The organism is Mycobacterium kyorinense, assembly GCF_002101735.1.
Classification (GTDB): Bacteria; Actinomycetota; Actinomycetes; order Mycobacteriales; family Mycobacteriaceae; genus Mycobacterium; species Mycobacterium kyorinense.
In genome coordinates, this window is record NZ_LQPE01000172.1 from 50410 (window position 1) to 71645 (window position 21236).

A 21236-nucleotide genomic window follows, 5' to 3' on the forward strand; every position below is an offset into this window, starting at 1 on the left:
GGCGGCGCTGCGCTGCTTCCTGATCGCCACCGTGACCTGTGGCGTGGTGATCTCCGGCTGTGCGGTCGCGTCCGCGATTGTGCTGGCGCACATCGTTTCCCGGGTGATCACGGACCCCGGTGCGCGCGGCCTTGCGCAGTGGGTGCCGATGCTGTCGATTCTGTTGGCGCTGTGGGCTGTTCGCAGCGCCGCGCATTGGCTGCAAGCGCGGCTGGGCCAGCGGGGCGCGAGCGCGGTGATCGCCGACCTCAGCGGACAGGTACTGGCCGCGGTTACGGCCCGGCAGCCCCGGCAACTGGCGGCCCAGCGCGACGCCGCCACGACGGTGGTGACCCGCGGCCTCGACGCGTTGCGGCCCTATTTCACCGCGTATCTCCCCGCGTTGCTGCTGGCCGCGATCCTGACCCCCGCCAGTGTCGTCGTGGTCGCATTGTACGACGTGAGATCCGCGGTACTAGTGCTGATCACCTTGCCGCTCATCCCGATTTTCATGGTGCTGATCGGACTGGCAACCGCTCAGCGCTCGGCGACGGCGCTGGCCGCGATGACCACGCTGCAGGCCCGGCTACTGGATCTGATTGCCGGCATCCCCACGCTGCGGGCATTGGGCCGGGCCGCCGGCCCGGAGCATCGCATCGCCGAACTCGCGGCGGCACATCGGCGTTCGACGATGGCGACGCTGCGGATCGCGTTTCTTTCGGCGCTGGTGCTGGAGCTGCTGGCCACGCTGGGCGTCGCGGTGGTCGCGGTCAGCATCGGTTTGCGGTTGGTGTTCGGCGGAATCAGCCTGACCGCGGGTCTGACGGTGTTGTTGCTGGCGCCCGACGTCTACTGGCCGCTGCGCCGCATCGGGGTGGAATTCCATGCCGCTCAGGACGGCCGGGCCGCGGCGGACAAAGCCTTTGCGCTGATCGAGGGTTCACCGACCGAGGTGTCAGGCACCCGGACCGTCGACGCGAACGGCGCCCCGATTCGCATCGAGAACCTCGGCGTGACCGGCCGCGACGGCCAATGTCCGCATGACCTCAGCGTCGTGATCGAGCCGGGCCGGGTCACGGTGCTCACCGGCCCCAACGGCGTGGGAAAGAGCACCACGTTGCACGTGATCGCCGGTATCACCACGCCGACTGCGGGCCGCGTCGCCGTAGCAGGTGTCGACGTCGCCGATCTGGATCGGGCCGCTTGGTGGCGGCAGCTGGCCTGGTTGCCGCAGCGCCCGGTCCTCGTCCCCGGAACCATCGCCGAGAACTTGGCCTTGTTCGGCGAGCTCGCTGACGTTGACGCTGCTTGTGCCGCAGCCTGTTTCGACAGCGTGCTGGCCGAGCTGCCCGCCGGCATGCGGATGCGGATCGGCCGCGGCGGGGTGGGACTGTCGCTGGGTCAGCGGCAACGGCTGGGTTTGGCCCGGGCGCTCGGCTCGTCGGCGCCGGTGCTGCTGCTCGACGAGCCCACCGCGCATCTGGATGCCGCAACCGAAGCCGCGGTGCTGCAGGCGATTGTCAAGCGGGCCCGCGCCGGGGCGACGGTGGTGGTCGTGGGCCACCGCGAGCAGGTCGTCGGGATCGGAGACCGAGTCGTCGAGGTCGGCCGGGAGTGTCATGTCCAGGTCTGACCCACTGCTGAGCGCGGTTGCACTGCTGCGGCCACGGCTGCCGCGCCTGCTGTTGGCCGTCATGCTGGGCGTGCTTTCGCTGGGCAGCGCGCTGGCATTGGCGGGGGTATCGGCTTGGCTGATCACCCGGGCTTGGCAGATGCCGCCGGTGCTGGACCTGTCGGTCGCGGTGGTGGCGGTGCGAACGTTCGCGATTTCCCGTGGGGTGCTGCACTATTGCGAGCGACTGGCCAGCCACGATGCCGCGTTACGTGCCGCCGGCACGGCCCGCGCGGAAATCTATTATCGCCTGGCGCACGGCCCGGCAGACGTCGCCACCCGGTTGCACAGCGGCGAGCTGGTAGCACGCGTCGGCGCCGATGTCGACCAGCTGGCCGATGTGTTGGTCCGTGCCCTGCTGCCGATCTGCGTCGCGGCGACACTGGCGGTCACGGCAACCACGGTCGTCGCCGTCATCTCGGTAGCGGCGGCCGCGGTCATGGCCGTCTGCCTGCTGGTTGCCGGTGTCGTCGGGCCATGGCTGGCCGCTCGGGCCGCGACGACGCAGGAAGCCATTGCGCGGCAACACCATTCCGGACGCGACGTGTCCGCCATGCTGGCGCTCGAGCACGCAGCCGAGCTACGCGTCGGCGGAACACTGCCGCAGGTGATCGCCGACTCACAACGCAGGCAACGCGATTGGGGCGACGCGATCGACGCCGCGGCCAGGCCGGCCGCCGTCGCTGAGGCCATCCCCACGGCCGCGATCGGGTTCAGCGTGTTGGGTGCCGCGGTGGCGGGGATCGGGATGGCAACCGCTGTTGCGCCGACGACATTGGCCATCCTGATGTTGTTGCCGCTGTCGGCTTTCGAGGCGATTGGTCCGCTTCCGGCTGCCGCGGTCCAGTTGACCCGGTCACGGCTGGGGGCGCGGCGGCTTCTCGGCCTGGTACCCGATGAGCCGCCCGCACCGATTCAACTGTCGCAACCGGTCACGAGCTACCGGCTGCGCGCCCACGATGTCGATCTGCCGCCAGGTTCCAGACTGGCGGTGACCGGTGCCAGCGGCGCCGGCAAGACGACGTTGCTGATGACCCTCGCGGGGCTGCTGCCGCCGCTCCACGGGAAGGTCACACTGGGCGGTATAGCCGTGGACCAGCTCGACGAAGCCGAATTACGGTGTGCCGTAATGTTTTTTGCGGAGGACGCGCACATCTTCGCCACCACCGTTCGGGACAATTTACTGGTGGCCCGCGGCGACTGCGGCGATGACGAATTGGTGGACGTGCTGCGGCGTGTAGGTCTCGGTGAGTGGCTGGCCGGTCTTCCCGACGGGCTGGGAACAGTGTTGTCCGGCGGTGCGCACGCGCTGTCGGCCGGCCAGCGCAGGCGATTGCTGCTGGCCCGGGCGATGATTTCGCCGGCGCATATCGTGCTGCTCGACGAACCGACCGAACACCTCGATGCCGCTGACGCCGAACCCATTTTGCGCGGCCTGCTCGACCCCGGCTGCGGGCTGATCAGCGCCGAGCGAACGGTCGTGGTGGCAACTCACCATCTGCCCAACGACATTCGTTGTCCCCAACTGCGTGTCGAGGCGGGCAGGTACCCTGGCTGGCAGCCGTCCACGGCGCCCGATCTGGAGAGCAAGCCATGACCGAATCACCCGACAAGCCGCCGGAAAATCCTCCGCCGCCATACCCGTACTCATACCCGTATCCGCCCGGTGGGTATCCCGGCGGATACCCACCGCCGCCGCCCTATTACGGTTATCCGCCGCCACCCGCCATCCCCAAGAACGGGCTCGGCATCGCGTCGCTCGTATTGGCCATCGTTGGACTGCTCTTCGTCTGGTCGGTAGCCGGCGGCGTTGTCCTCGGAATCGTCGCAACCATACTGGGGTTCATCGGGTGGGCGCGAGTCAAGCGCGGCGAGGCCAACAACGGTGGGGTCGCAATCGCCGGCATCGTGTTGGGCATCGTGGCTGTCATCGTCGGGCTTGCATTCGCCGCCATCTGGATTGCGCTGTGGAAAGACGTCGGCGGCGACAACTATTTCGATTGCCTGGACCGGGCCGGCTCGAATCGCATTCGCCAGCAGCAGTGCGCGGATCAGTTCCGCGAAAACGTCGAGAACCGGTTGAGCGTCACGCTGACGCCCACACCTTAGAGTCGGCGGCGGCGCGGCATGAATTCCAGCGTCAACAGCACGTACAGCAGGGGAACCACCTGGGTCAACCTGATCAGCACGTAGCGCCGGTCGCCCAATGCGTGGAACTTGCGCAGATAACGGTAGAGCGACTCGAGCGCAATCAGCGGATCGCCCAAGTGGATCAACCGGTACACGATGGTTTGCATCCAGCCGCGTTTCTTCTCGTCGAAGATCTCCGGGAACGCCGCGAACGCCAACGACAATCGCTGCGCCCCAGCATCTTTGGCGGCGTACACCATGTCGACGCTGAGCCGCTCGTCGATTCCGTTGGGAGCCCCGCGGCGGCGCCACGGTACGTCGAGGCTGACATCGCTGCCGGCGCCGGCGATCGCGTACCGGTGAAAGCCCTGCACCCGGCCCGAAGCATCCCTGGCGATGATCAGCTGCACGCCCGGATAACGGCCTTCCAGAGCGCCGTCGAGGGCCATCGCGAATCCACGTTCGGTGTGCGCACCGCTGGGTGATGCCCGCAGCACGTCGGTCAGTTCCGCGAGCCGCTTCTCGTCGAGTTCCTGTTCGGCGACGATCTCGGTGGTGATACCGAAATTGTGGGTGCGCTTGACGGCTTGACGCAGATTGCGGAACTTGCGCCCAACCATTTCGAAATCCGCCACGTCGATGACGACGTCGCGACCGATCGGCACCGCACGCAGCGACTGGCCCAGCACTGCCGGGTCGCTCCACAAGTCGAGCCGTCGCTCGCTGCAACACAACACCACGATTCGCCAGCCGCGGGTGTGACACATGGCCGCGAAATCGGCGACCAGTTGCGGGAATTGCGTTTCGTCACCGATCGGGTCACCGCTGACGACCGCAAATCCGATGCGGGTGCGGTAGGCCAGCGCCGCCTTACCGTCCCCGCTGAAGTAGTAGGACTTGTTGACCTGCATGGCGAACGGCGCCAACGGGTCGCCGGCCGTGGCTTGGATCAACCCCCATACTTTGGGCAGATCCTCGGGTTGCGGACGCGCCGACGTCGGCCACATCAGTGCCAGGCCCGTTCCCGCGATCAACAGGTCGCCGAACAGATCGAAGGAAAGCACGTGCGCGGCGATTCCGGCGAACAGCATGAGGGCCGCCGCGACCGCATGCTTGGCCGTCACCGGGCGGCCCAGGAAGATGCCGCGCGCGATCAACGCCACCGCCGCCAGCACCGTCAGCGACCATGCCAGCCGTCCGGCGGGTTCCCAGTCGGGGTGTCGATGGTCGCGCGCGACAAGGGTGATCAGCCAGCACGCCGCGCTCAGCAGGGCCAGTGCGCTGATCCACCGGGCCGCCGGGGAATTGACGTGGACGACGACCCGCTCGGCAGCCCGGAGTCTGGGTTGGACGTCAACCGACGACTCGTTCACACCCACCTCCGGTTTGCTCTGTGTCGTCGTCCTGTCCTCGTTGGGAGTACCCAGTAGGTTACGCTCCGACGCTGATAGCCATATCGCTACGCAACGTGTCGCAACCGGATCGTTGCCGGCCGCTGACCGCCGACGTCATGGCCGCGAACTGGGGAAATACTTCACGACGCCTTCTTGCACCACGGTGGCGACGGGCCGGCCCGAGCGGTCGAAAAAATGACCGGTGCCCAGGCCGCGGGAATCCGCGGCGACCGGCGACGAGGTGGAGTACAGCACCCAGTCGTCGAAGTCGACCTGGCGGTGAAACCACACTGAGTGATTGACGGTGGCGGCGAAGATCCGGTCGAATCCCCACGACAGGCCGTGGGTGGTGATGATCGAGTCCAGCACGGTGGTGTCCGAGCAGTACAGCATCGTCGCGGTGTGCAGCACAGGATCGTCGGGCAGCTCGCCGTCGGCCTTCACCCAGACCCGGTTGTAGTCCAGCCGTTCGCCCTTGTCCCGCATGACCCAGGAGGGGTCGTTCGTGTAGCGCCACTCGATCGGTTGCAGGGCACTGACGAACAGCGGAACGGTGTCCTCGTAGCCGCGCAGCAGTTCCTTGATGGGTGGCAACGTGTCCGGGTCGGCGACGTCGGGCGGTTCGATGTTGTGCTCGAGTCCGCGGCCGCCGGCCAGATACGAGATCATCCCCGTGGCCAACAGCATTCCGTCCTGCATCACGTCGATCCGCCGGTTGGCGAAACGCCGTTCGTCCCGCAACCGCACCACCCGGAATTCGATGTCTTTGGTGGTGTCGCCGCCGTTGATGAAGTGAACGGAAAGCGCATTGGGAGGCAGGTCGCGGGTCAGCGTGCGGCTGGCCGCCACAAACGACTGCGCCATCAACAGGCCGCCGAACGTGCGCGGCGGGTTCTTACTGGGATGGGATCCGATGAAGACGTCGTCGCCCATGGGAAGGAGGTCGAGCACTGTCATCAGCTCGTCGAAGTCGGACACTGGGTGCTTAGACGTCTTCCTCGCCGATGCGGTGCACGTGGATCAGGTTGGTTGACCCGACTGTGCCCGGCGGTGCGCCGGCGACGATGACGACGAGATCGCCGCGCTTGTAACGGCCGAGCTCCAGCAGCGATTTGTCGACTTGGCGGATCATGCCGTCGGTCGACTGCATGTGCGGAACGATGAACGTCTCGGTGCCCCATGTCATGGCCAGCTGGCTGCGCACTTCCGGCAGGTCGGTGAAGGCGAGCAGCGGCAGCGGGGTGTGCAGGCGCGCAAGGCGTCGCACGGTGTCGCCGGATTGGGTGAACGCGACCAGCGCCTTGGCGTCGAGCCGTTCGCCAATGTCGCGCGCGGCGTAGGAGATTACCCCCCGCTTGGTGCGGGGCACATGGGTCAGCGGCGGAGCGGCGGTCGAATTCTCTTCCACCGCACAGATAATGCGCGACATCGTCTGAACGGCCGCCAATGCGTGTTTTCCGACCGCGGTTTCCCCGGACAGCATCAGCGCGTCGGCGCCGTCGAGTACCGCGTTGGCGACGTCGGATGCCTCGGCCCGTGTCGGTCGCGAGTTCTCGATCATCGAGTCGAGCATCTGGGTCGCGACGATGACGGGTTTGGCGTTCTCCCGGGCCATTTGGATGGCCCGCTTCTGCACCAGCGGAACCTCTTCCAGCGGAAGCTCGACACCCAGATCGCCGCGAGCGACCATCACAGCGTCGAAGGCCAGCACGACGGCTTCGAGGTTGTCGATGGCTTCGGGCTTTTCGAGTTTGGCGATCACCGGCACGCGGCGGCCGACCCGATCCATCACCTCGTGGACCAGCTCCACGTCGGACGGCGACCGCACGAACGACAGCGCGACCATGTCGACGCCCAAATCCAGTGCGAATTCGAGGTCTTCGACGTCCTTGTCCGACAACGCCGGAGCCGAGACGTTCATCCCCGGCAGCGACATTCCCTTGTTGTTGCTGACCGGGCCGCCCTCGGTGACGGTGCAGACCACGTCGTCGCCTTCGGCGTGTTCGACCACCAGGCTGACCTTGCCGTCGTCGACCAGGACGCGGTCACCGGGTGCGGCGTCTTTGGCCAGTTGCTTGTAGGTCGTCGACACCCGGTCATGGGTGCCTGCGCAGTCGGCGACGGTGATCCGCACCGTTTCGCCGTTGGCCCAGTAGGTGGGGCCGTCGGCGAAGCGTCCCAATCGGATCTTGGGACCCTGCAGATCGGCGAGCACACCGACGGCGCGACCGGTGGCGTCCGAAGCGGCCCGGACGCGTTCGTAGGCGGCTTTGTGGTCGCTGTAGTCGCCGTGGCTGAAGTTCATTCTGGCGACGTCCATTCCGGCCTCGACCAGGGCCCTGACTTGCTCGTCCGTGTTACTGGCCGGGCCGAGAGTACAGACGATCTTGCCGCGTCTCGCCACGACGACAAAGCATAGTCGTGGTGCCTGAGCTACCCGGTGAATAGCGTCGGAACCAGTGGAAAACCGGGCAGATTGCGCAGCACCGTCCAGGCCAGTGTTGCGCTCACGATCGTCACGATCGCCGGCAGTGGCATCACGGCTTGCCGCCGCTGTCGGCGCACCAGGATCCATGTCGCGAGGATCGGGATGCCGAAGAGCAGGAAGACGTTGTCGGTGACGGCCTGCACGAGGTTGCCGTGCAGCAGGTCGTGGGTCATGCGAAGTCCGCCGCACGCGGGGCAGTTCCAGCCGGTCAGCAGCCGGAACGGGCAGGCGGGGAATGCCGAAGTTTCGCTGTGCGGATCGACCAGTCCGACGTAGCCAAGAGCAACTGCCAGCAGTGCCCCGGCGCCCATCGCGCCGTAGCGGCGGCGTCGCGTCAGCAGCGCCGGGCTAGGTCCCATCGCGCAACGGGCGGCCCTGCGGGTCGCGCACTTTGTCGGTGAGTATCAGCACGGCGTCGACGACGCCCCAGACCGCGGCGCCAAGCCCGAAGGTGACCAAACCCACAATCAGCTGAGCGATTCCGAGGCCAACCTGGCCCAGGTAGATGCGGCCGATTCCGACGATCCCGAGCAGACCGATCAGCTGGAGAAGACCGGCGACAACCTTCGACTTGTCCGACAGCGGCTCGCCGGTGACGGGGTGTCGACCGTAGGGCGCCGCCGGGTCCACGTAGTTAGCGGGCGGATAGGGCGGCTGCGCTCCGGCAGTAGGGTCGGTCACGCTCTTCAGCATGCCAGTTCGGCTTGCGGGCGGGGCGGTTATCGCTCCGACCTGCGCCTAAGCCTGCCGAGGCGAGATCGCCAGCCTCTTGTGGGCGGCTCTGCCACTGGCGGCTCAGGTTGCTGAGCTTCTGCTTCCTCTGCTTCAGCCTCTGGTTCCTCAGGCTCGGATTGTTCAGGCTCGGGCTCAGCCTCTGGTTCCTCAGGCTCCTCCTCCGCCGCGATCTCAGCTGCTTCAGCCTCGGATTCTTCGGCTTGCTCAGGCTCCTCCGGCTCAGCCTCAGGCTCCTTTACTTCCGGTTCCTCAGCCTCAGGCTCTTGCGCCTCGACCTCGGCCAGCTCTTCTGGCTCGGGCTCCTCGACCTCGGCCTCAGGCTCGGCGGCCTCAGCCTCAGGGACCTCTACTTCCGGTTCCTCAGCCTCTGGCTCCGCCGCCTCGGCCGCAGCTTCTGGCTCCGGTTCCTCGGCGTCCGCAGCTGCCAGCTCTTCCGGTTCGACCTCAGCCGATTCGGCTTCGGCTTCTTCCACTTCCGCTTCCGCTTCCGGCTCAACCGCAGGCGAAACCTCCGCCTCAGCCTCAGGCGGCTCCGCCTCGGATTCCTCGGCTGCGGCGACCACCAGCTCTTCCGGCTCAACCGCAGGCGAAACCTCCGCCTCAGCCTCAGGCGCCTCTGCCTCGGGTTCCTCGGCGTCCGTTGCCGCCGGCTCGTCCGGCTCGACCTCAGCCGATTCGGCTTCGGGCTCTTCCGCTTCCGCTTCCGGCTCAACCGCAGGCGCTTCGGCTTCGGGTTCGTCGGCTTCGGCAACCGCCGCCACTTCTGGCTCAGCCTCGGTGTCTACCGGCACCGCCTCGGTTTCCGCATTGGCGGCCTCCTCCGTCGTCGCCTCGGGCACCGCCACCGCCGTGGCGGTTGTGGCTTCATCGGCCGCGGCCACCGCACCCACCGACGCGAGCTCCGGCGCCGGCTGCGGCTCGAGTTCGGCGGCAGCCGTCCCACCGAGTGTGGCCGGATCTTCGCGACCCTTGGGCGCCAGGATGAGGTAGACCACCGCGCCGATGAACACGAAAGTCGATGTGAAGGAGTTGATTCGGACGCCGGCAATGTGGGTAGCGGCGTCGTCGCGCAACAGCTCGATGCAGAATCGCCCGACGCAGTAGCCGGCGACGTACAGCGCGAACAGCCGGCCGTGCCCGATTCTGAACCGTCGGTCAAGCCAGATCAGCACCACGAATACCAAGACGTCCCAAAGTAATTCGTAGAGGAAGGTTGGCTGCACAACCATCGCAAGCTGCCCGGTCGACACCCCGTCGAGAGAATGCACGTCGACGAATCCGGCCGGGTCGCGCCGGTAGAAGATCTCCAGGCCCCACGGCAGCGTCGTCTCTCGGCCGAAAAGCTCTTGGTTGAAGTAGTTCCCGAGCCGGCCGATCCCTTGCGCCAGCACGATCCCGGGAGCGACGGCGTCGCCGAAGGCGGGAAGGGGGATACCGCGACGACGACAGCCGAGCCATGCACCGATACCGCCCAAGGCGACTGCGCCCCAGATCCCCAAGCCGCCGTCCCAGATTCGCAGCGCCGCGCCGAGGCCGACACCTCCCTCGCCGAAATATGTTCGCCAATCGGTGGCCAGGTGATACAGGCGCCCGCCGACCAACCCGAACGGCACCGCCCACAGCGCGATGTCGTAGATGACTCCCCGTTCGCCGCCCCGCGCTTCCCAGCGGCGGTCGCCGATCACCAGCGCGACCACGATGCCGATGATGATGAACAACGCGTAGGCACGGATCGGGACAGGCCCAAGGTGCCACACGCCACGTGGCGGGCTGGGAAAGTAAGCAAGCACAGTCGTCGTCATGGCGAGGAAATCCTTTGCCGCACACCGGCGGCGAGTTCTTCGGTGAGCGCGCGTAGGGCGGGGATGCCGTCGGTCAGCGTCGAGACCAGCGCCGAGCCGACGATGACGCCGTCGGCGTAGCCGGCGATCTGTGCCGCCTGATCGCGCGAGCGCACACCCAGACCAACCCCGACCGGTATGGCGGAAACCGCCCGAATCCGACGCACCAGCTCCGGCGCCGCCTGTGACACCACGTCGCGCGCGCCGGTGACACCCATGATCGATGCGGCGTAGACGAACCCGCGTGACGCCTCGACCGTCGCTGCCAGCCGCTGCGGCGTCGACGACGGCGCGACCAGGAAAATGCGGTCCAGCTGGTGCTTGTCGGAGGCAGCCAGCCACTCCTCGGCCTCGTCGGGAATCAGGTCAGGCGTGATCAGGCCATGCCCTCCGGCCGCCGCGAGGTCTCGCGCGAATGCGTCAACCCCGTAGTGCAGCACGGGGTTCCAGTAGGTCATCACGACGGCACGGCCACCGGCCGCGCTGATCGCCTCGACGGCAGCGAGGGTGTCGCGGACACGCACCCCGCCCCGCAGTGCGGCCTCCGACGCGGTCGCGATCGTCGGTCCGTCCATTCCCGGGTCTGAATACGGAATGCCGACTTCGATGAGGTCGCAACCGGATTCGACGAGCGCGGTCATGGCATTGACCGAGGTGGGCACATCGGGGTATCCGGTCGGCAGGTAACCGATCAAGGCCGCCCGGTTGTCCTGCCTGCACGAGCTGAAAAGATCTGCCAGCCGGCTTGTTTCGCTCTGCTCCACGATCACGAGCGGTCCTTGTCGTCGAGCAGGCCGAACCACTTCGCCGCGGTTTCGACGTCCTTGTCACCGCGGCCGGACAAATTCACGACAATGACTGCGCCGCTGCCCATCTCGGCGCCCAGCTGCAGGGCACCGGCCACCGCATGCGCCGACTCGATGGCGGGGATGATGCCCTCCGTGCGGCACAGCAATCCGAACGCGTCCATTGCCTCCGCATCGGTGATCGGCCGGTACTCGGCGCGCCCTGTCTCCCTGAGCCAGGCATGCTCCGGGCCCACACCGGGATAGTCCAGCCCGGCCGAAATCGAGTGTGACTCGATGGTCTGGCCGTCGTCGTCTTGCAGCAGATACGAGTACGACCCCTGGAACGCCCCGGGCGACCCGCCGGTGAATGTCGCTGCGTGCCGGCCGGTTTCGACACCGTCGCCGGCCGCCTCGAACCCGACCAGCCGAACCCCGGGATCGTCGAGGAACGCATGGAAGATCCCGATGGCGTTGGATCCTCCGCCGATGCAGGCGGTGACCGCGTCGGGCAGCCGCCCGGCCTGATCCTGGATCTGCACCCGGGTCTCAAGCCCGATCACCCGCTGAAAGTCGCGCACCATGGTCGGGAACGGATGCGGCCCGGCCGCCGTGCCAAAGCAGTAGTAGGTGTTGTCGGCGTTGGTGACCCAATCCCGGAATGCCTCGTTGATCGCGTCTTTGAGCGTTTTCGAACCGGACTCGACGGAGATCACCTCGGCGCCGAGGAGTTGCATGCGCGCCACGTTGAGCGCCTGTCGTGCGGTGTCGACGGCGCCCATGTAGATGACGCAGTCCAGTCCCAGCAGCGCACAGGCGGTGGCGGTGGCCACCCCGTGCTGGCCGGCGCCGGTCTCGGCGATCACCCGTGTTTTGCCCATCTGCCGGGCCAGCAACGCCTGACCGAGCACGTTGTTGATCTTGTGAGAACCGGTGTGGTTCAAGTCTTCTCGCTTGAGGAAGATCCGTGCGCCTCCCGCGTGCTCACGCAGTCGCGCCGCCTCGTACAACGGCGATGGCCGACCGGTGTAGCGGGCCTGCAACTTGTCGAGGGTGTCCAGGAAACCCTGGTCGGTGCGGATCTTGTCGTAGGCGGTGGTGACCTCTTCGATCACCGCCATCAACGCCTCGGCGACGAATCGGCCGCCGTACACCCCGAAGTGGCCGCGCGAATCGGGGTCGTGGCTGGTCGGTTCGGCGATGGCAGCGCTGGAACGTGGAAGTTCCGGGCCGTGCACGCTTAGCGGGCTGGCTTCGGACAAGACGGATGCCTCCCCGCGGTGACAAGGTCGGCGACGGCCGCGCGAGGATCACCGCTGGTGACCAGACCCTCACCGACCAGCACCGCGTCAGCGCCGGCACCGGCGTAGGCGAGCAGATCAGCGGTGCCGCGTACACCGGACTCGGCGATCCTGATCACGTCGGTCGGAAGCCCAGGTGCGATGCGCGCGAAGCAATCCCGGTCGACTTTCAGCGTCTTCAGATCCCGGGCGTTGACACCGATGACCCGTGCGCCCGCTTTCAGGGCTCGGTCGGCTTCCTCCTCGGTGTGCACCTCCACCAGAGCGGTCATGCCAAGCGACTCGATGCGTTCCAGCATCGACTCCAGCACCGGCTGGTCAAGCGCCGCAACGATCAGCAACAACATGTCGGCGCCGTGCGCGCGCGCCTCGTGGATCTGATACGGGCCCACCACAAAGTCTTTGCGCAACACCGGTACGTTGACCGCTGCGCGCACCGAGTCGAGATCGTCGAGCGTGCCGTTGAAACGCCGCTGCTCGGTGACCACGCTGATGATGCGCGCGCCGCCGTCTTCGTAGGCGCGGGCCAGTTTGGCCGGGTCGGAAATCGACGCGAGCCGGCCCGCCGACGGGCTGGCCCGCTTGACTTCGGCGATGACGCCAATTCCGGGCTCGCGCAGTGCCGCCATCACATCGAGCGGCGCCGGCATCGCCTCGGCCGCGGCCTTCACCTCGGCCAGCGGAACGACGGCTTCACGAGCGGCAACGTCGGCGCGAACTCCCTCGATGATGGAGTCGAGCACGGTTGCCGAACTCATCCTTGCCGGTCCTTCCCCTTTTGACCCCGCTGTCACCGTCAAATTGACGATGTCCATCGAAGGGTAGCGACCGTCGGCGTGCGCTTCGTCACCGACCCTCGGTGTCGGAGTCGGATTGTGATCGATCCGTTGGATCGCGGCCTTCGTCGAGCGCATCCCAGATCATCCGCTCCGACAGGGTGCCGTCGCCGCGCTGCGCTTGTGACCGTCGGGCCGCGGGTGTCACGTATTTGGTGGCGCCGCCCGACGCGGCGGAGCGCATCAGCAGGACGGCGCCGACAAGCGTGCAGACCGCGGCCGCAAGGGCGATCACCGCGCCGGCGTGATAGCGCTGGCTGCCCACCAGCGTCAGCAGCGACACGTGTGCCAAGTCGGCCCCGCGGGCCGCGACGTCGCGGACCACCCAGAGGCTGACGGCCAGGTACCCGATCGCGAGGCTCGCGGCAGCCACCAGGACCGCCAGCAGGCGCAGCGGCCAGCCGCGCACCGCCACCACGGCGACGGCCGCTGCCAGCAGGAGGATCGCGAGTGGCAGCAGCGCCGTCGACCACGACGCGCCGGACAGGGTGACGGTCTTCGGCTGGCCAAGCCCGTCGAAGGACTGGATCGCAACCCATGGCAGCCGCGACGCGGCCCACAACCCGACCGCGGCAACCACCAGCAGCGCTTGGGCCAGCCGCCGCTTAACCATGGGTTTGGGGGGCGGTCAGGGTCTCGGCGGCCGCGATCGCGCCCAGTACGGCGCGAGCCTTGTTCGTCGCCTCGGTGTGCTCGTAGGGACCGTTGGAATCGGCCACTACCCCGCCGCCCGCTTGCACGTAGGCGGTGCCGTCGCGCATCAGAGCGGTGCGGATGGCGATCGCGAAATCGGCGTTGCCGGCGAAGTCGAGGTAGCCGATCACGCCGCCGTACAGGCCGCGCCGGGTTATTTCGACCTCTTCGATCAGCTCCATCGCCCGCACTTTCGGCGCGCCGGACAGCGTGCCGGCGGGGAAACATGCGGTCACCGCGTCGAGTGCGGTGCGGCCCTCGGCGAGCATCCCGGTCACCGTGGACACCAGATGCATGACATGGCTGTAACGCTCGATGTGGCTGTAATCCTCGACGCGCACGGTGCCCGGCACGCAGACCCGGCCGAGATCGTTGCGGCCCAAGTCGACCAGCATCAGGTGCTCGGCGCGCTCCTTCTCGTCGTGCAGTAATTCCTTTTCCAGCAAGACGTCTTCTTCGTCGGTCTGCCCGCGCCACCGCGTGCCGGCGATCGGATGCGTTGTGGCCCACTGGTCGTGCACGGTGACGAGGGCCTCGGGGCTGGAGCCGACGATCGAAAAAGCTGTCCCCCCAGCATCATTCGGGACGTGTAGCAGATACATGTACGGACTCGGGTTCGACACCCGCAGCATCCGGTAGACGTCGATCGGTTCGACGTCGGTGTCCATCTCGAAACGCTGCGACGGCACCACCTGAAACGCTTCGCCGCGCTCGATTTCGTGGACCAGACGTTCGACGATTGCACCGTATTCCTCCACGGTGCGTTGGGCGCGGTGCTTGGGTTCGGGACGGCTGAAGGTCGCCACGGTCGACGGCAGCGGCTGGCTCAGCGCCGTGGTCATCACATCCAGCCGGGCGACTGCGTCGTCGTAAGCCTCGTCGACGCGCTCGTCGGTGCCGTTCCAGTTCACCGCGTTGGCGATCAGCGTGATGGTGCCCTCGTGGTGGTCGACGGCTGCCAGGTCGGTGGCCAGCAGCAACAGCATGTCGGGCAATTGAAGGTCGTCGACGGCCAATTCGGGCAGTCGCTCCAGCCGTCGCACCATGTCGTAGGCGAAGAAGCCGACCATGCCGCCCGACAGCGGCGGAAGACCCGGCAGCGCCGCGGTGGCCAGCAGTTCCAGCGTGGTGCGTAACGCCTGCAGCGGGTCGCCGCCGGTGGGTGCGTCCTGCGGGACTGCGCCCAGCCACACCGCCTGGCCGTCGCGTACCGTCAGCGCGGAAGGCGCGCCGGCGCCGATGAACGACCACCGTGACCAGGAGCGACCGTTTTCGGCCGACTCCAGCAGGAAGGTGCCCGGCCGGTCGGCGGCCAGCTTGCGGTAGGCCGACAGCGGAGTCTCGGCGTCGGCCAGGACCTTGCGGGTCACCGGGACAACTCGGTGCTCGGCGGCAAGCATGCGGAAGTCCTCGCGCGAGGTGGTGGCGAGGTCGGCGGGCATCCCTCTATCTTCCAAGGCATCGTCTCCGGCGCCGCATTGGCCCCCGGCGTAGCGTGACGCCCATGAAAACCGGTGACACCGCGCCTGACTTCGAGCTTCCCGACCAGAACGGAACGCCGCGCAAGCTGAGCACCTTGCTGGCCGACGGGCCCGTCGTGTTGTTCTTCTATCCCGCTGCGATGACGGCTGGCTGCACCCGCGAGGCGTGCCACTTCCGCGATGTGGCCCAGGAGTTCGCCGCCGTGGGCGCGCAACGCGTGGGTATCAGCACCGATGCCGTCGACAAGCAGGCCAAGTTCGCCGAGATGCACAGCTTCGACTACCCGTTGCTGTCCGACGCCGACGGGACCGTCGCTGCGCGGTTCGGAGTGAAGCGCGGACTGCTCGGCAAGTTGATGCCGGTGAAGCGCACGACGTTCGTGATCGACACCGACCGCAAGGTGCTCGACGTGATCGGCAGCGAATTCAACTTCAACTCGCACGCCGACAAGGCGTTGGCGACGTTGCGGGCGCGGCTAGCCAGCTAGACGTAGTTTTGCGTTGCCCAGCAAACGCTCAGACCGTGAGCGTGCCGAGTCGCAGCTGTGCGTCGCGCGATGACCATTGCGCCGGTACCGAGTGCCAGCCGCGCGACAATGGCGGCAAGCGCTATCGGGACGATTGGCGCTCCTCGTTGTGCCACCGCTCGTTGTTCTGCCGCCACGCCCTAATCAGCCACTCGTTGGATACGAGCCGGTATATCTTCGGATTCTTCGATAGCGTACCCAGCGCGGCGAACAGAGCTCCCGCGCACGCTATGCCAAGGACGACGACGCTGCCCCAATTACCGTCTGCAACAGCGGTTATCGCACCACCCGCGGAAACCAGCGCAACCACCATCGATATCGCGAACCGGAGCTTGTCGGAGCGCGAAAGTTGCAGCATCGATCTACCCCGGCGTTGTGCGGTCACGCCGAGCAAACATGCTCGCGGTATACGCAAGCACTACCCAGAACACCGCATACCCGAGCGTGTAGGTCGGGATTAAGGCCCACCAATGGTGCCCACCGAACAACAGGACCGCGACGCCCTTCAGCGCATCATCGACAAAGCCGGACACGACAATGGCGATCAGAACAGCCATGTAGGCGTGGTGACGCTGCTGGGGAACCTTGCCGCCCCCGCGTGCGATGAGGTACCAAATCACGACGACGGCCACGGCCACCGCCGACACGATGAATCCGACAATCATCCACACCGGCACGGACTTACTGCCAGCAGGGCTGGCCGAATTGAACAGCCCCTCGATCATGAGCACCCACGCGAGATACACCGGCAAGAAAAGCACGGCCCGCTTCGTGTTGATCACTTGGTCACTCCAGGGATGGGCGGCCCGTCCGCGCATTCCCACGCCCCCTTGGCAGCGGCCTCGATAGGTGCCTCGATCAACCCCTGGCCGAAGCCGCCGACCCAGCCAAGCACCGCACCAGGCAACGCCCCGGCTCCTGCGGCTTCCGGAGTGACCAGCGCTCCACCCGCCGCGCCAAGGGCCGCCTTTTCGGCCGCGCTCTTAAACGCGTCCTTCACCATCTCCTGGCCAACGCTGTCCCTCACGTGATCACCCACGCACTGCCCGAAACTCGGCGGCGGCGGGGAAACCGGCATTGGTCCGGGCGCTTGCGGCGCAGCAGGTGCGGTGCGCCCCGACGAGGGCATAGGTATTGGAGGCGCTGGCGATTGCGGACCAGCTGATGTTATTTGCTGCTCGTACTGGTCAATGAAACTCGGCTGCGGCGCGGGCTGCGGGCCGCCGTCCGTCTTAAAGTCCACCAGGCGCACGGAGTTGGGCGAGTCCGTGCTGTGTTTGTAGACGCCGGGAGCCGTCCCCCCATAATTGAATCCGCTCCCGGTGGTGTTCGCCGGCGCGGTTTGGGGTGCCCCGTTGCCGTGCCCGTTCGCCGCTGCCGGATGCACGGCTTGGGGTGCTCCGTGCCCATTCGTCGGATCACCCATCGCTGAGCCCATCACCGCCGCTACCGCCTCCGCCCGCTCATCATCGGTCACGCTGTACTTCGCAGCAGCGGTCTGCAAGTTTGTGGTGACCTCGTTGAGCAGCCCCACCTGCGCCGTGGCGGCATCGTGGTAGCGCGCCAGCGCTTGCTTAGCCGCATCGGCGGCGGTGCCCTGCCAGTGCTCATCAAGCGCGGAAGCTGCCTGCTCCACGCGGGCGATGACGGCTTTGATCTCGTCGGCTATCCGCTCGAAATTGCCAGCCTCCTTGACAATGGCGGCGGGATCGGCGGTCAGCTGGTCCATGCCAGGGAGCTTACCGTCGGCTATGGCTGCCATCGCAGAAAGTCGACACCGCGCCCAGTCGTACGCGTTTCGTACGCGCTCTTACCGATTTTTACCGGTGCCGACATTTGCCAAAGTGCCTGAAATAGTTCAACTTCAACTCGCACGCCGGCAAGGCGTTGGCGACGTTGCGGGCGCGGTCGTCGGCGTAGGTGCTACGCCGCAACGGATTCGGCGCGCCGGGCACGTATCGGCAGCATCGCCAGCAGACCGGCGGCCAGCACGACCAACAAACCGCCCAGGCCGGCTCGGTCGGCGCCGAAGAAATCGATGAACGCGAAAAACATCGACGGCGCTAGGAAGGCTGCGGCGCGCCCGGTCGTGGTGTAGAGCCCGAAGGCCAACCCCTCCTTGCCGTCGGTGGTCATCTGCAGCAGCAGAGCGCGCGCCGACGACTGCGTCGGGCCGATGAACAGGCACAGCAGCAGGCCGCACACCCAGAACGCCAGCGGCCCCGACAGGATGAGCAGTGTCAGTCCGACGGCGATCATCGACGCTAGCGAGCCGAGGATGACGGTCTTGGACCCGACGCGCTGGTCGAGCAGGCCGCCGAGCACCGCGCCGACGGCCGCGACAGTGCAGGCCATTACGCCGAACAGCAGCACATCGGCCGCCGAGATGCGATACACGTTGACGCCCAACACGGCCCCGAACGCGAAAACACCGGACAGCCCGTCCCGAAACACCGCGCTGGCCAGCAGGTAGTAGACGACGTTGCGGTCGCGGCGCCACTCCGCGACAAGGTCGGCCCAGAGCTGCCGAGCGGCGCCCACTGCGGCGACGAGCTGATCGCGTGCTACGGCCGGTGGTTTCGGCGCCCAGATCAACAGCGGCAGCGCGAAAAGCAGGAACCAGGCCGCGGTCAGCAGCATCGCCATCCGCACGTTCAGGCCATCGGCGGTTGAAATGCCCAGCGCACCGGCCGCGGACCCACCGCCCGCAATGAAGCCGACATAGACGCTCAACAGCAAGGCCACGCTTCCGACATAGCCCGAGGCCAAGCCAAATCCGGAGATTCTGCCGGAGGTCTCCGGCGTGGAGATCAGCCGCAGCGTCGCGTTGTATGGGACCGAGGCCAGGTCGCCGCAGGCTGCGGTGGCGGCCAGCAGTACCAGACCCGGCAACAGGTAGCGGGGATCGTCGCGGATCAAGCTCATCGCCGCGGTCAACACCACAACCGCCAAGGTGAGGCCGGTCAGCACGTGGCGGCGTCGCCGCGGGTCGGTGATCCAGCTGCCGGTCATTGGCGCGCAGAGGGCGACGACGACGCCGGCAATGGTCATCGCCCGGCCCAGCGAACTCGTCGGCGACGTATCACCACCGGTTCCTACCGAGGCCGTCAAGTACACCGGGAAAACGAACGTGATGACAAGCGCATTCAGGCCCGTCGCACCGCAATCCCAGAGCGCCCATGCCAGCAGCGGGGACTTTCGCACGGTCACAAACCCTATAGTCGGCGCGCTACGCCGTTAGAAGGAAGCCGCCACCTGAGTCAGCCAATCGCCCGCAACGGGATGCGCACTTTTACTGGCTTTTGCTGGCCATCAGTGGGGACTTCTACATGGCCATTGACAGCTAGATTGTTGAAATGCGACACCTGGTTCCACGAGAATCCCATTAGCTCTGCCGAATGCGATCATTGCCGGCCGTGTACGGATCAAGACAAATGGGTCGTGGATTCGGTCCGAAGTCACCCGCCGGCTGGGACTCGCAGTGCGATGGTCATTGCACCGCCGTGGTCGTCGGCGGGCAATCGTGGATCCAGACCAATTCGTCCTCAATATTGTTGCGCGACAACATCGTCGCGGTGCTCATGAGGATAGCCGTAGCCCAGCGCCGCCGTGCAGTGGTGTCGGGATTCCGAGCGTGTCAGGTGGTTTTCCGCGGCAGGGGTGGTCGCGGGTGTTGCCCACACGTGCCTCGGCGAGGCACGGGCGATGTAGCGAAGGCAGGCAAAACGAGCGCGTTGGCAACAAGGTTAATAAGTGTTGCTACGGCGCCCGATGGGCGTGCCATCACGTTGTGGCGGTAGTCGTACCGGAGAACGAGTTTGAAGCCGTTGGCGTGCCTGAGGCGCCTGCAACGCCGCCGATCGGCTCAAGCCAACTGTTTCGTGGCGGACCTCGGACAGCCACGCGCACAGCGGGCCGAGGCGCTTGTCGTATCGCACGCCGATCTGTGCGCTGCCGGTGAGCGGGGTATTGGCTACGTCGGTGCCGACATTTTGCGCCGACAGCATCTGGCCAACATCACCCCCCCCCCCCCGGCTCGAGCCGGTTGCCGTGTGCGGGAAAGCGCGAGGACTGACTTAAATTAGTTGGTCCGTTCGTAGTTGACTGGCACCAGAGGTATTGCCGCCAGCGGGAACAACGCGCATACCGCGAACGCCAGGGGATATCCAGCCGCGGTGATCAGCGCGCCGAACGTTGGCGGTGCAGCTGCTGCCATCACCCGCTGGCAGGTGTTTTGCGCGCCAAGCGCGCGCCCACTCCAAAACGGTCCGGCGTACTCGGTGATCGCGGTTGCCGCCAACCCGTTGTAGGCCACCGCAATCACCGCCGCGACGACCATGGCGGCCTCGGCGAGCGGTGAGTCCAGGTGATCATTAAGCGCCAGCACCAGCAGCGCCACGAAGCAGGCAACGGCGATTATCCGCTTCGGCCGCAACCGCGAATCCACATGATCAGACCAGCGGCCGACCGCGACGCGACCCAACGCTCCGATCAGCTGCGCGACAGTCACCAGCGCACTGGCCGTCGGGGTCGACCAGTGATGGTCGATGATCAACCAGACCAGCATGAACGTTACCGTCACCGACTGCGGCACCATCAGTAGCGCCGATACCAAGTGGATGCGTCGCAGCACGTTCGATCCCCGATAGGGGTTCGCCAGCTGCGCCTCGGTGGCGGCCGCCCGTATCGGCCGCGGCGGGTCGGTTAAAAAGGTGAAGCTGGCCAGCGCGGCCACCGCGCTGGCGATTGCCGGATATAACAACGCGGCGAAAAAACCGTTTTCGACCTCGATCAGCTCGGGCATCGCCACGGCGCCGATCGCAACACCCAGCGGTTGGGCGGTCTGCCGGATTCCCATCGCCAGACCGCGTTGGTGCGAGGGGAACCAGCCGGACACCAGCCGACCGCCGGCCGTGTTGCAGCTCGCAGCGGCCATCCCGCCCAGGAACAGCAATGTGCCGATCGCCATCAACGAGTGCAGCGGTGCCGCGGCAAAGGCCGCCACGGCGGTTAACGCCGCGCCCGTAGTTAGCACCATCCGCTCGCCAAATCGGTCTACCAGGTAACCCCAGGCAACCAGTGTCACCACCATGCCGAAGCTCGGCATCGCCGACAACAGACCGGCTGCTGTCAGCGAGGTGTGGCGGTCGGTTTGCAACGCCGGGATCAGGAAGACACCGCAGTTGATGAACAGGAAGGCACACGACGTCACCGCCAGCGTGACCGCCAGCATCAACCACCGTCGCGCCGTGCTAATGGATGTGGCTGGTTCCACGTGCTGGCTCGACACCGGCTTCATTAAAAACGAACTGACATGTCAGAATGACCAACTGGAGGTAAACAGTGGTTGAATACCGAATGTTCCGGCCAGTTC

At 66.6% G+C, this 21236-nt stretch carries 19 protein-coding genes; 4 read left to right on the forward strand and 15 right to left on the reverse strand.

What is annotated here, in order from left to right:
- Positions 1-31: 31 nt before the first annotated feature.
- Genes cydD through AWC14_RS26140 form a run of 3 tightly spaced genes read left to right on the forward strand, consistent with a single transcriptional unit; the run spans position 32 to position 3760 of the window.
- A complete protein-coding gene (gene cydD, locus AWC14_RS26130) occupies positions 32-1612 on the forward strand; it encodes a thiol reductant ABC exporter subunit CydD (protein WP_235216011.1) in 1581 nt (526 codons plus the stop codon).
- The gene (gene cydC / locus AWC14_RS26135) at positions 1599-3248 is read left to right on the forward strand and encodes a thiol reductant ABC exporter subunit CydC (RefSeq protein WP_085241530.1); all 1650 of its coding nucleotides are present in this window, start codon (positions 1599-1601) and stop codon (positions 3246-3248) included. The genes cydD and cydC overlap by 14 nt, the downstream gene beginning before the upstream one ends.
- On the forward strand, positions 3245-3760 hold the full coding sequence (locus AWC14_RS26140; RefSeq protein ID WP_045383286.1) for a DUF4190 domain-containing protein: 516 nt from the start codon (positions 3245-3247) through the stop codon (positions 3758-3760). Before cydC ends, AWC14_RS26140 begins: the two co-directional genes overlap by 4 nt.
- Here AWC14_RS26140 and AWC14_RS26145 read toward each other — a convergent pair.
- From AWC14_RS26145 to AWC14_RS26195, 11 genes are all read right to left on the reverse strand, one after another.
- Positions 3757-5154 (reverse strand): bifunctional lysylphosphatidylglycerol flippase/synthetase MprF, encoded by a 1398-nt coding sequence (locus AWC14_RS26145; protein ID WP_045383288.1) that lies wholly within the window; start codon positions 5152-5154, stop codon positions 3757-3759. The genes AWC14_RS26140 and AWC14_RS26145 overlap by 4 nt on opposite strands.
- 135 nt (positions 5155-5289) lie before the next feature.
- On the reverse strand, positions 5290-6132 hold the full coding sequence (locus AWC14_RS26150; RefSeq protein ID WP_045383338.1) for an acyl-CoA thioesterase II: 843 nt from the start codon (positions 6130-6132) through the stop codon (positions 5290-5292).
- Positions 6133-6160: 28 nt separating this feature from the next.
- Positions 6161-7579: a pyruvate kinase gene (gene pyk, locus AWC14_RS26155; protein WP_045383289.1), complete on the reverse strand. Its 1419-nt coding sequence runs from the start codon at positions 7577-7579 to the stop codon at positions 6161-6163.
- 29 nt (positions 7580-7608) lie between these two features.
- Positions 7609-8022 (reverse strand): DUF2752 domain-containing protein, encoded by a 414-nt coding sequence (locus AWC14_RS26160; protein ID WP_045383291.1) that lies wholly within the window; start codon positions 8020-8022, stop codon positions 7609-7611.
- Positions 8012-8356: a TM2 domain-containing protein gene (locus AWC14_RS26165; protein ID WP_045383292.1), complete on the reverse strand. Its 345-nt coding sequence runs from the start codon at positions 8354-8356 to the stop codon at positions 8012-8014. The genes AWC14_RS26160 and AWC14_RS26165 overlap by 11 nt, the downstream gene beginning before the upstream one ends.
- A 26-nt stretch (positions 8357-8382) precedes the next feature.
- Positions 8383-10200: a prolipoprotein diacylglyceryl transferase gene (locus tag AWC14_RS26170; protein WP_045383294.1), complete on the reverse strand. Its 1818-nt coding sequence runs from the start codon at positions 10198-10200 to the stop codon at positions 8383-8385.
- Positions 10197-11042, reverse strand: coding sequence for a tryptophan synthase subunit alpha (trpA, locus tag AWC14_RS26175; protein ID WP_081968281.1), 846 nt, complete (start codon positions 11040-11042; stop codon positions 10197-10199). Before trpA ends, AWC14_RS26170 begins: the two co-directional genes overlap by 4 nt.
- Positions 11006-12286: a tryptophan synthase subunit beta gene (gene trpB / locus AWC14_RS26180; protein WP_045383298.1), complete on the reverse strand. Its 1281-nt coding sequence runs from the start codon at positions 12284-12286 to the stop codon at positions 11006-11008. The genes trpA and trpB overlap by 37 nt, the downstream gene beginning before the upstream one ends.
- Positions 12265-13083 (reverse strand): indole-3-glycerol phosphate synthase TrpC, encoded by an 819-nt coding sequence (gene trpC / locus AWC14_RS26185; protein WP_045383299.1) that lies wholly within the window; start codon positions 13081-13083, stop codon positions 12265-12267. The genes trpB and trpC overlap by 22 nt, the downstream gene beginning before the upstream one ends.
- A gap of 88 nt (positions 13084-13171) precedes the next feature.
- Positions 13172-13774, reverse strand: coding sequence for a TIGR02234 family membrane protein (locus AWC14_RS26190; RefSeq protein ID WP_045383302.1), 603 nt, complete (start codon positions 13772-13774; stop codon positions 13172-13174).
- Entirely contained in the window at positions 13767-15296 is a 1530-nt protein-coding gene (locus tag AWC14_RS26195; protein ID WP_045383304.1) for an anthranilate synthase component I, read from the reverse strand. The genes AWC14_RS26190 and AWC14_RS26195 overlap by 8 nt, the downstream gene beginning before the upstream one ends.
- Before the next feature lie 62 nt (positions 15297-15358).
- Between AWC14_RS26195 and AWC14_RS26200 the strand changes: the two genes are divergently transcribed.
- Positions 15359-15823: a peroxiredoxin gene (locus tag AWC14_RS26200; protein ID WP_045383307.1), complete on the forward strand. Its 465-nt coding sequence runs from the start codon at positions 15359-15361 to the stop codon at positions 15821-15823.
- 401 nt (positions 15824-16224) lie between these two features.
- Here AWC14_RS26200 and AWC14_RS26210 read toward each other — a convergent pair whose 3' ends face one another.
- From AWC14_RS26210 to AWC14_RS26225, 4 genes are all read right to left on the reverse strand, one after another.
- Positions 16225-16680: a hypothetical protein gene (locus AWC14_RS26210; RefSeq protein ID WP_045383313.1), complete on the reverse strand. Its 456-nt coding sequence runs from the start codon at positions 16678-16680 to the stop codon at positions 16225-16227.
- Positions 16641-17591 (reverse strand): WXG100 family type VII secretion target, encoded by a 951-nt coding sequence (locus AWC14_RS26215; RefSeq protein ID WP_158089931.1) that lies wholly within the window; start codon positions 17589-17591, stop codon positions 16641-16643. The genes AWC14_RS26210 and AWC14_RS26215 overlap by 40 nt, the downstream gene beginning before the upstream one ends.
- A gap of 194 nt (positions 17592-17785) precedes the next feature.
- Positions 17786-19072: an MFS transporter gene (locus AWC14_RS26220; RefSeq protein WP_045383316.1), complete on the reverse strand. Its 1287-nt coding sequence runs from the start codon at positions 19070-19072 to the stop codon at positions 17786-17788.
- Positions 19073-19943: 871 nt separating this feature from the next.
- Entirely contained in the window at positions 19944-21095 is a 1152-nt protein-coding gene (locus tag AWC14_RS26225) for an MFS transporter (RefSeq protein ID WP_237761618.1), read from the reverse strand.
- Positions 21096-21236 lie beyond the last annotated feature (141 nt).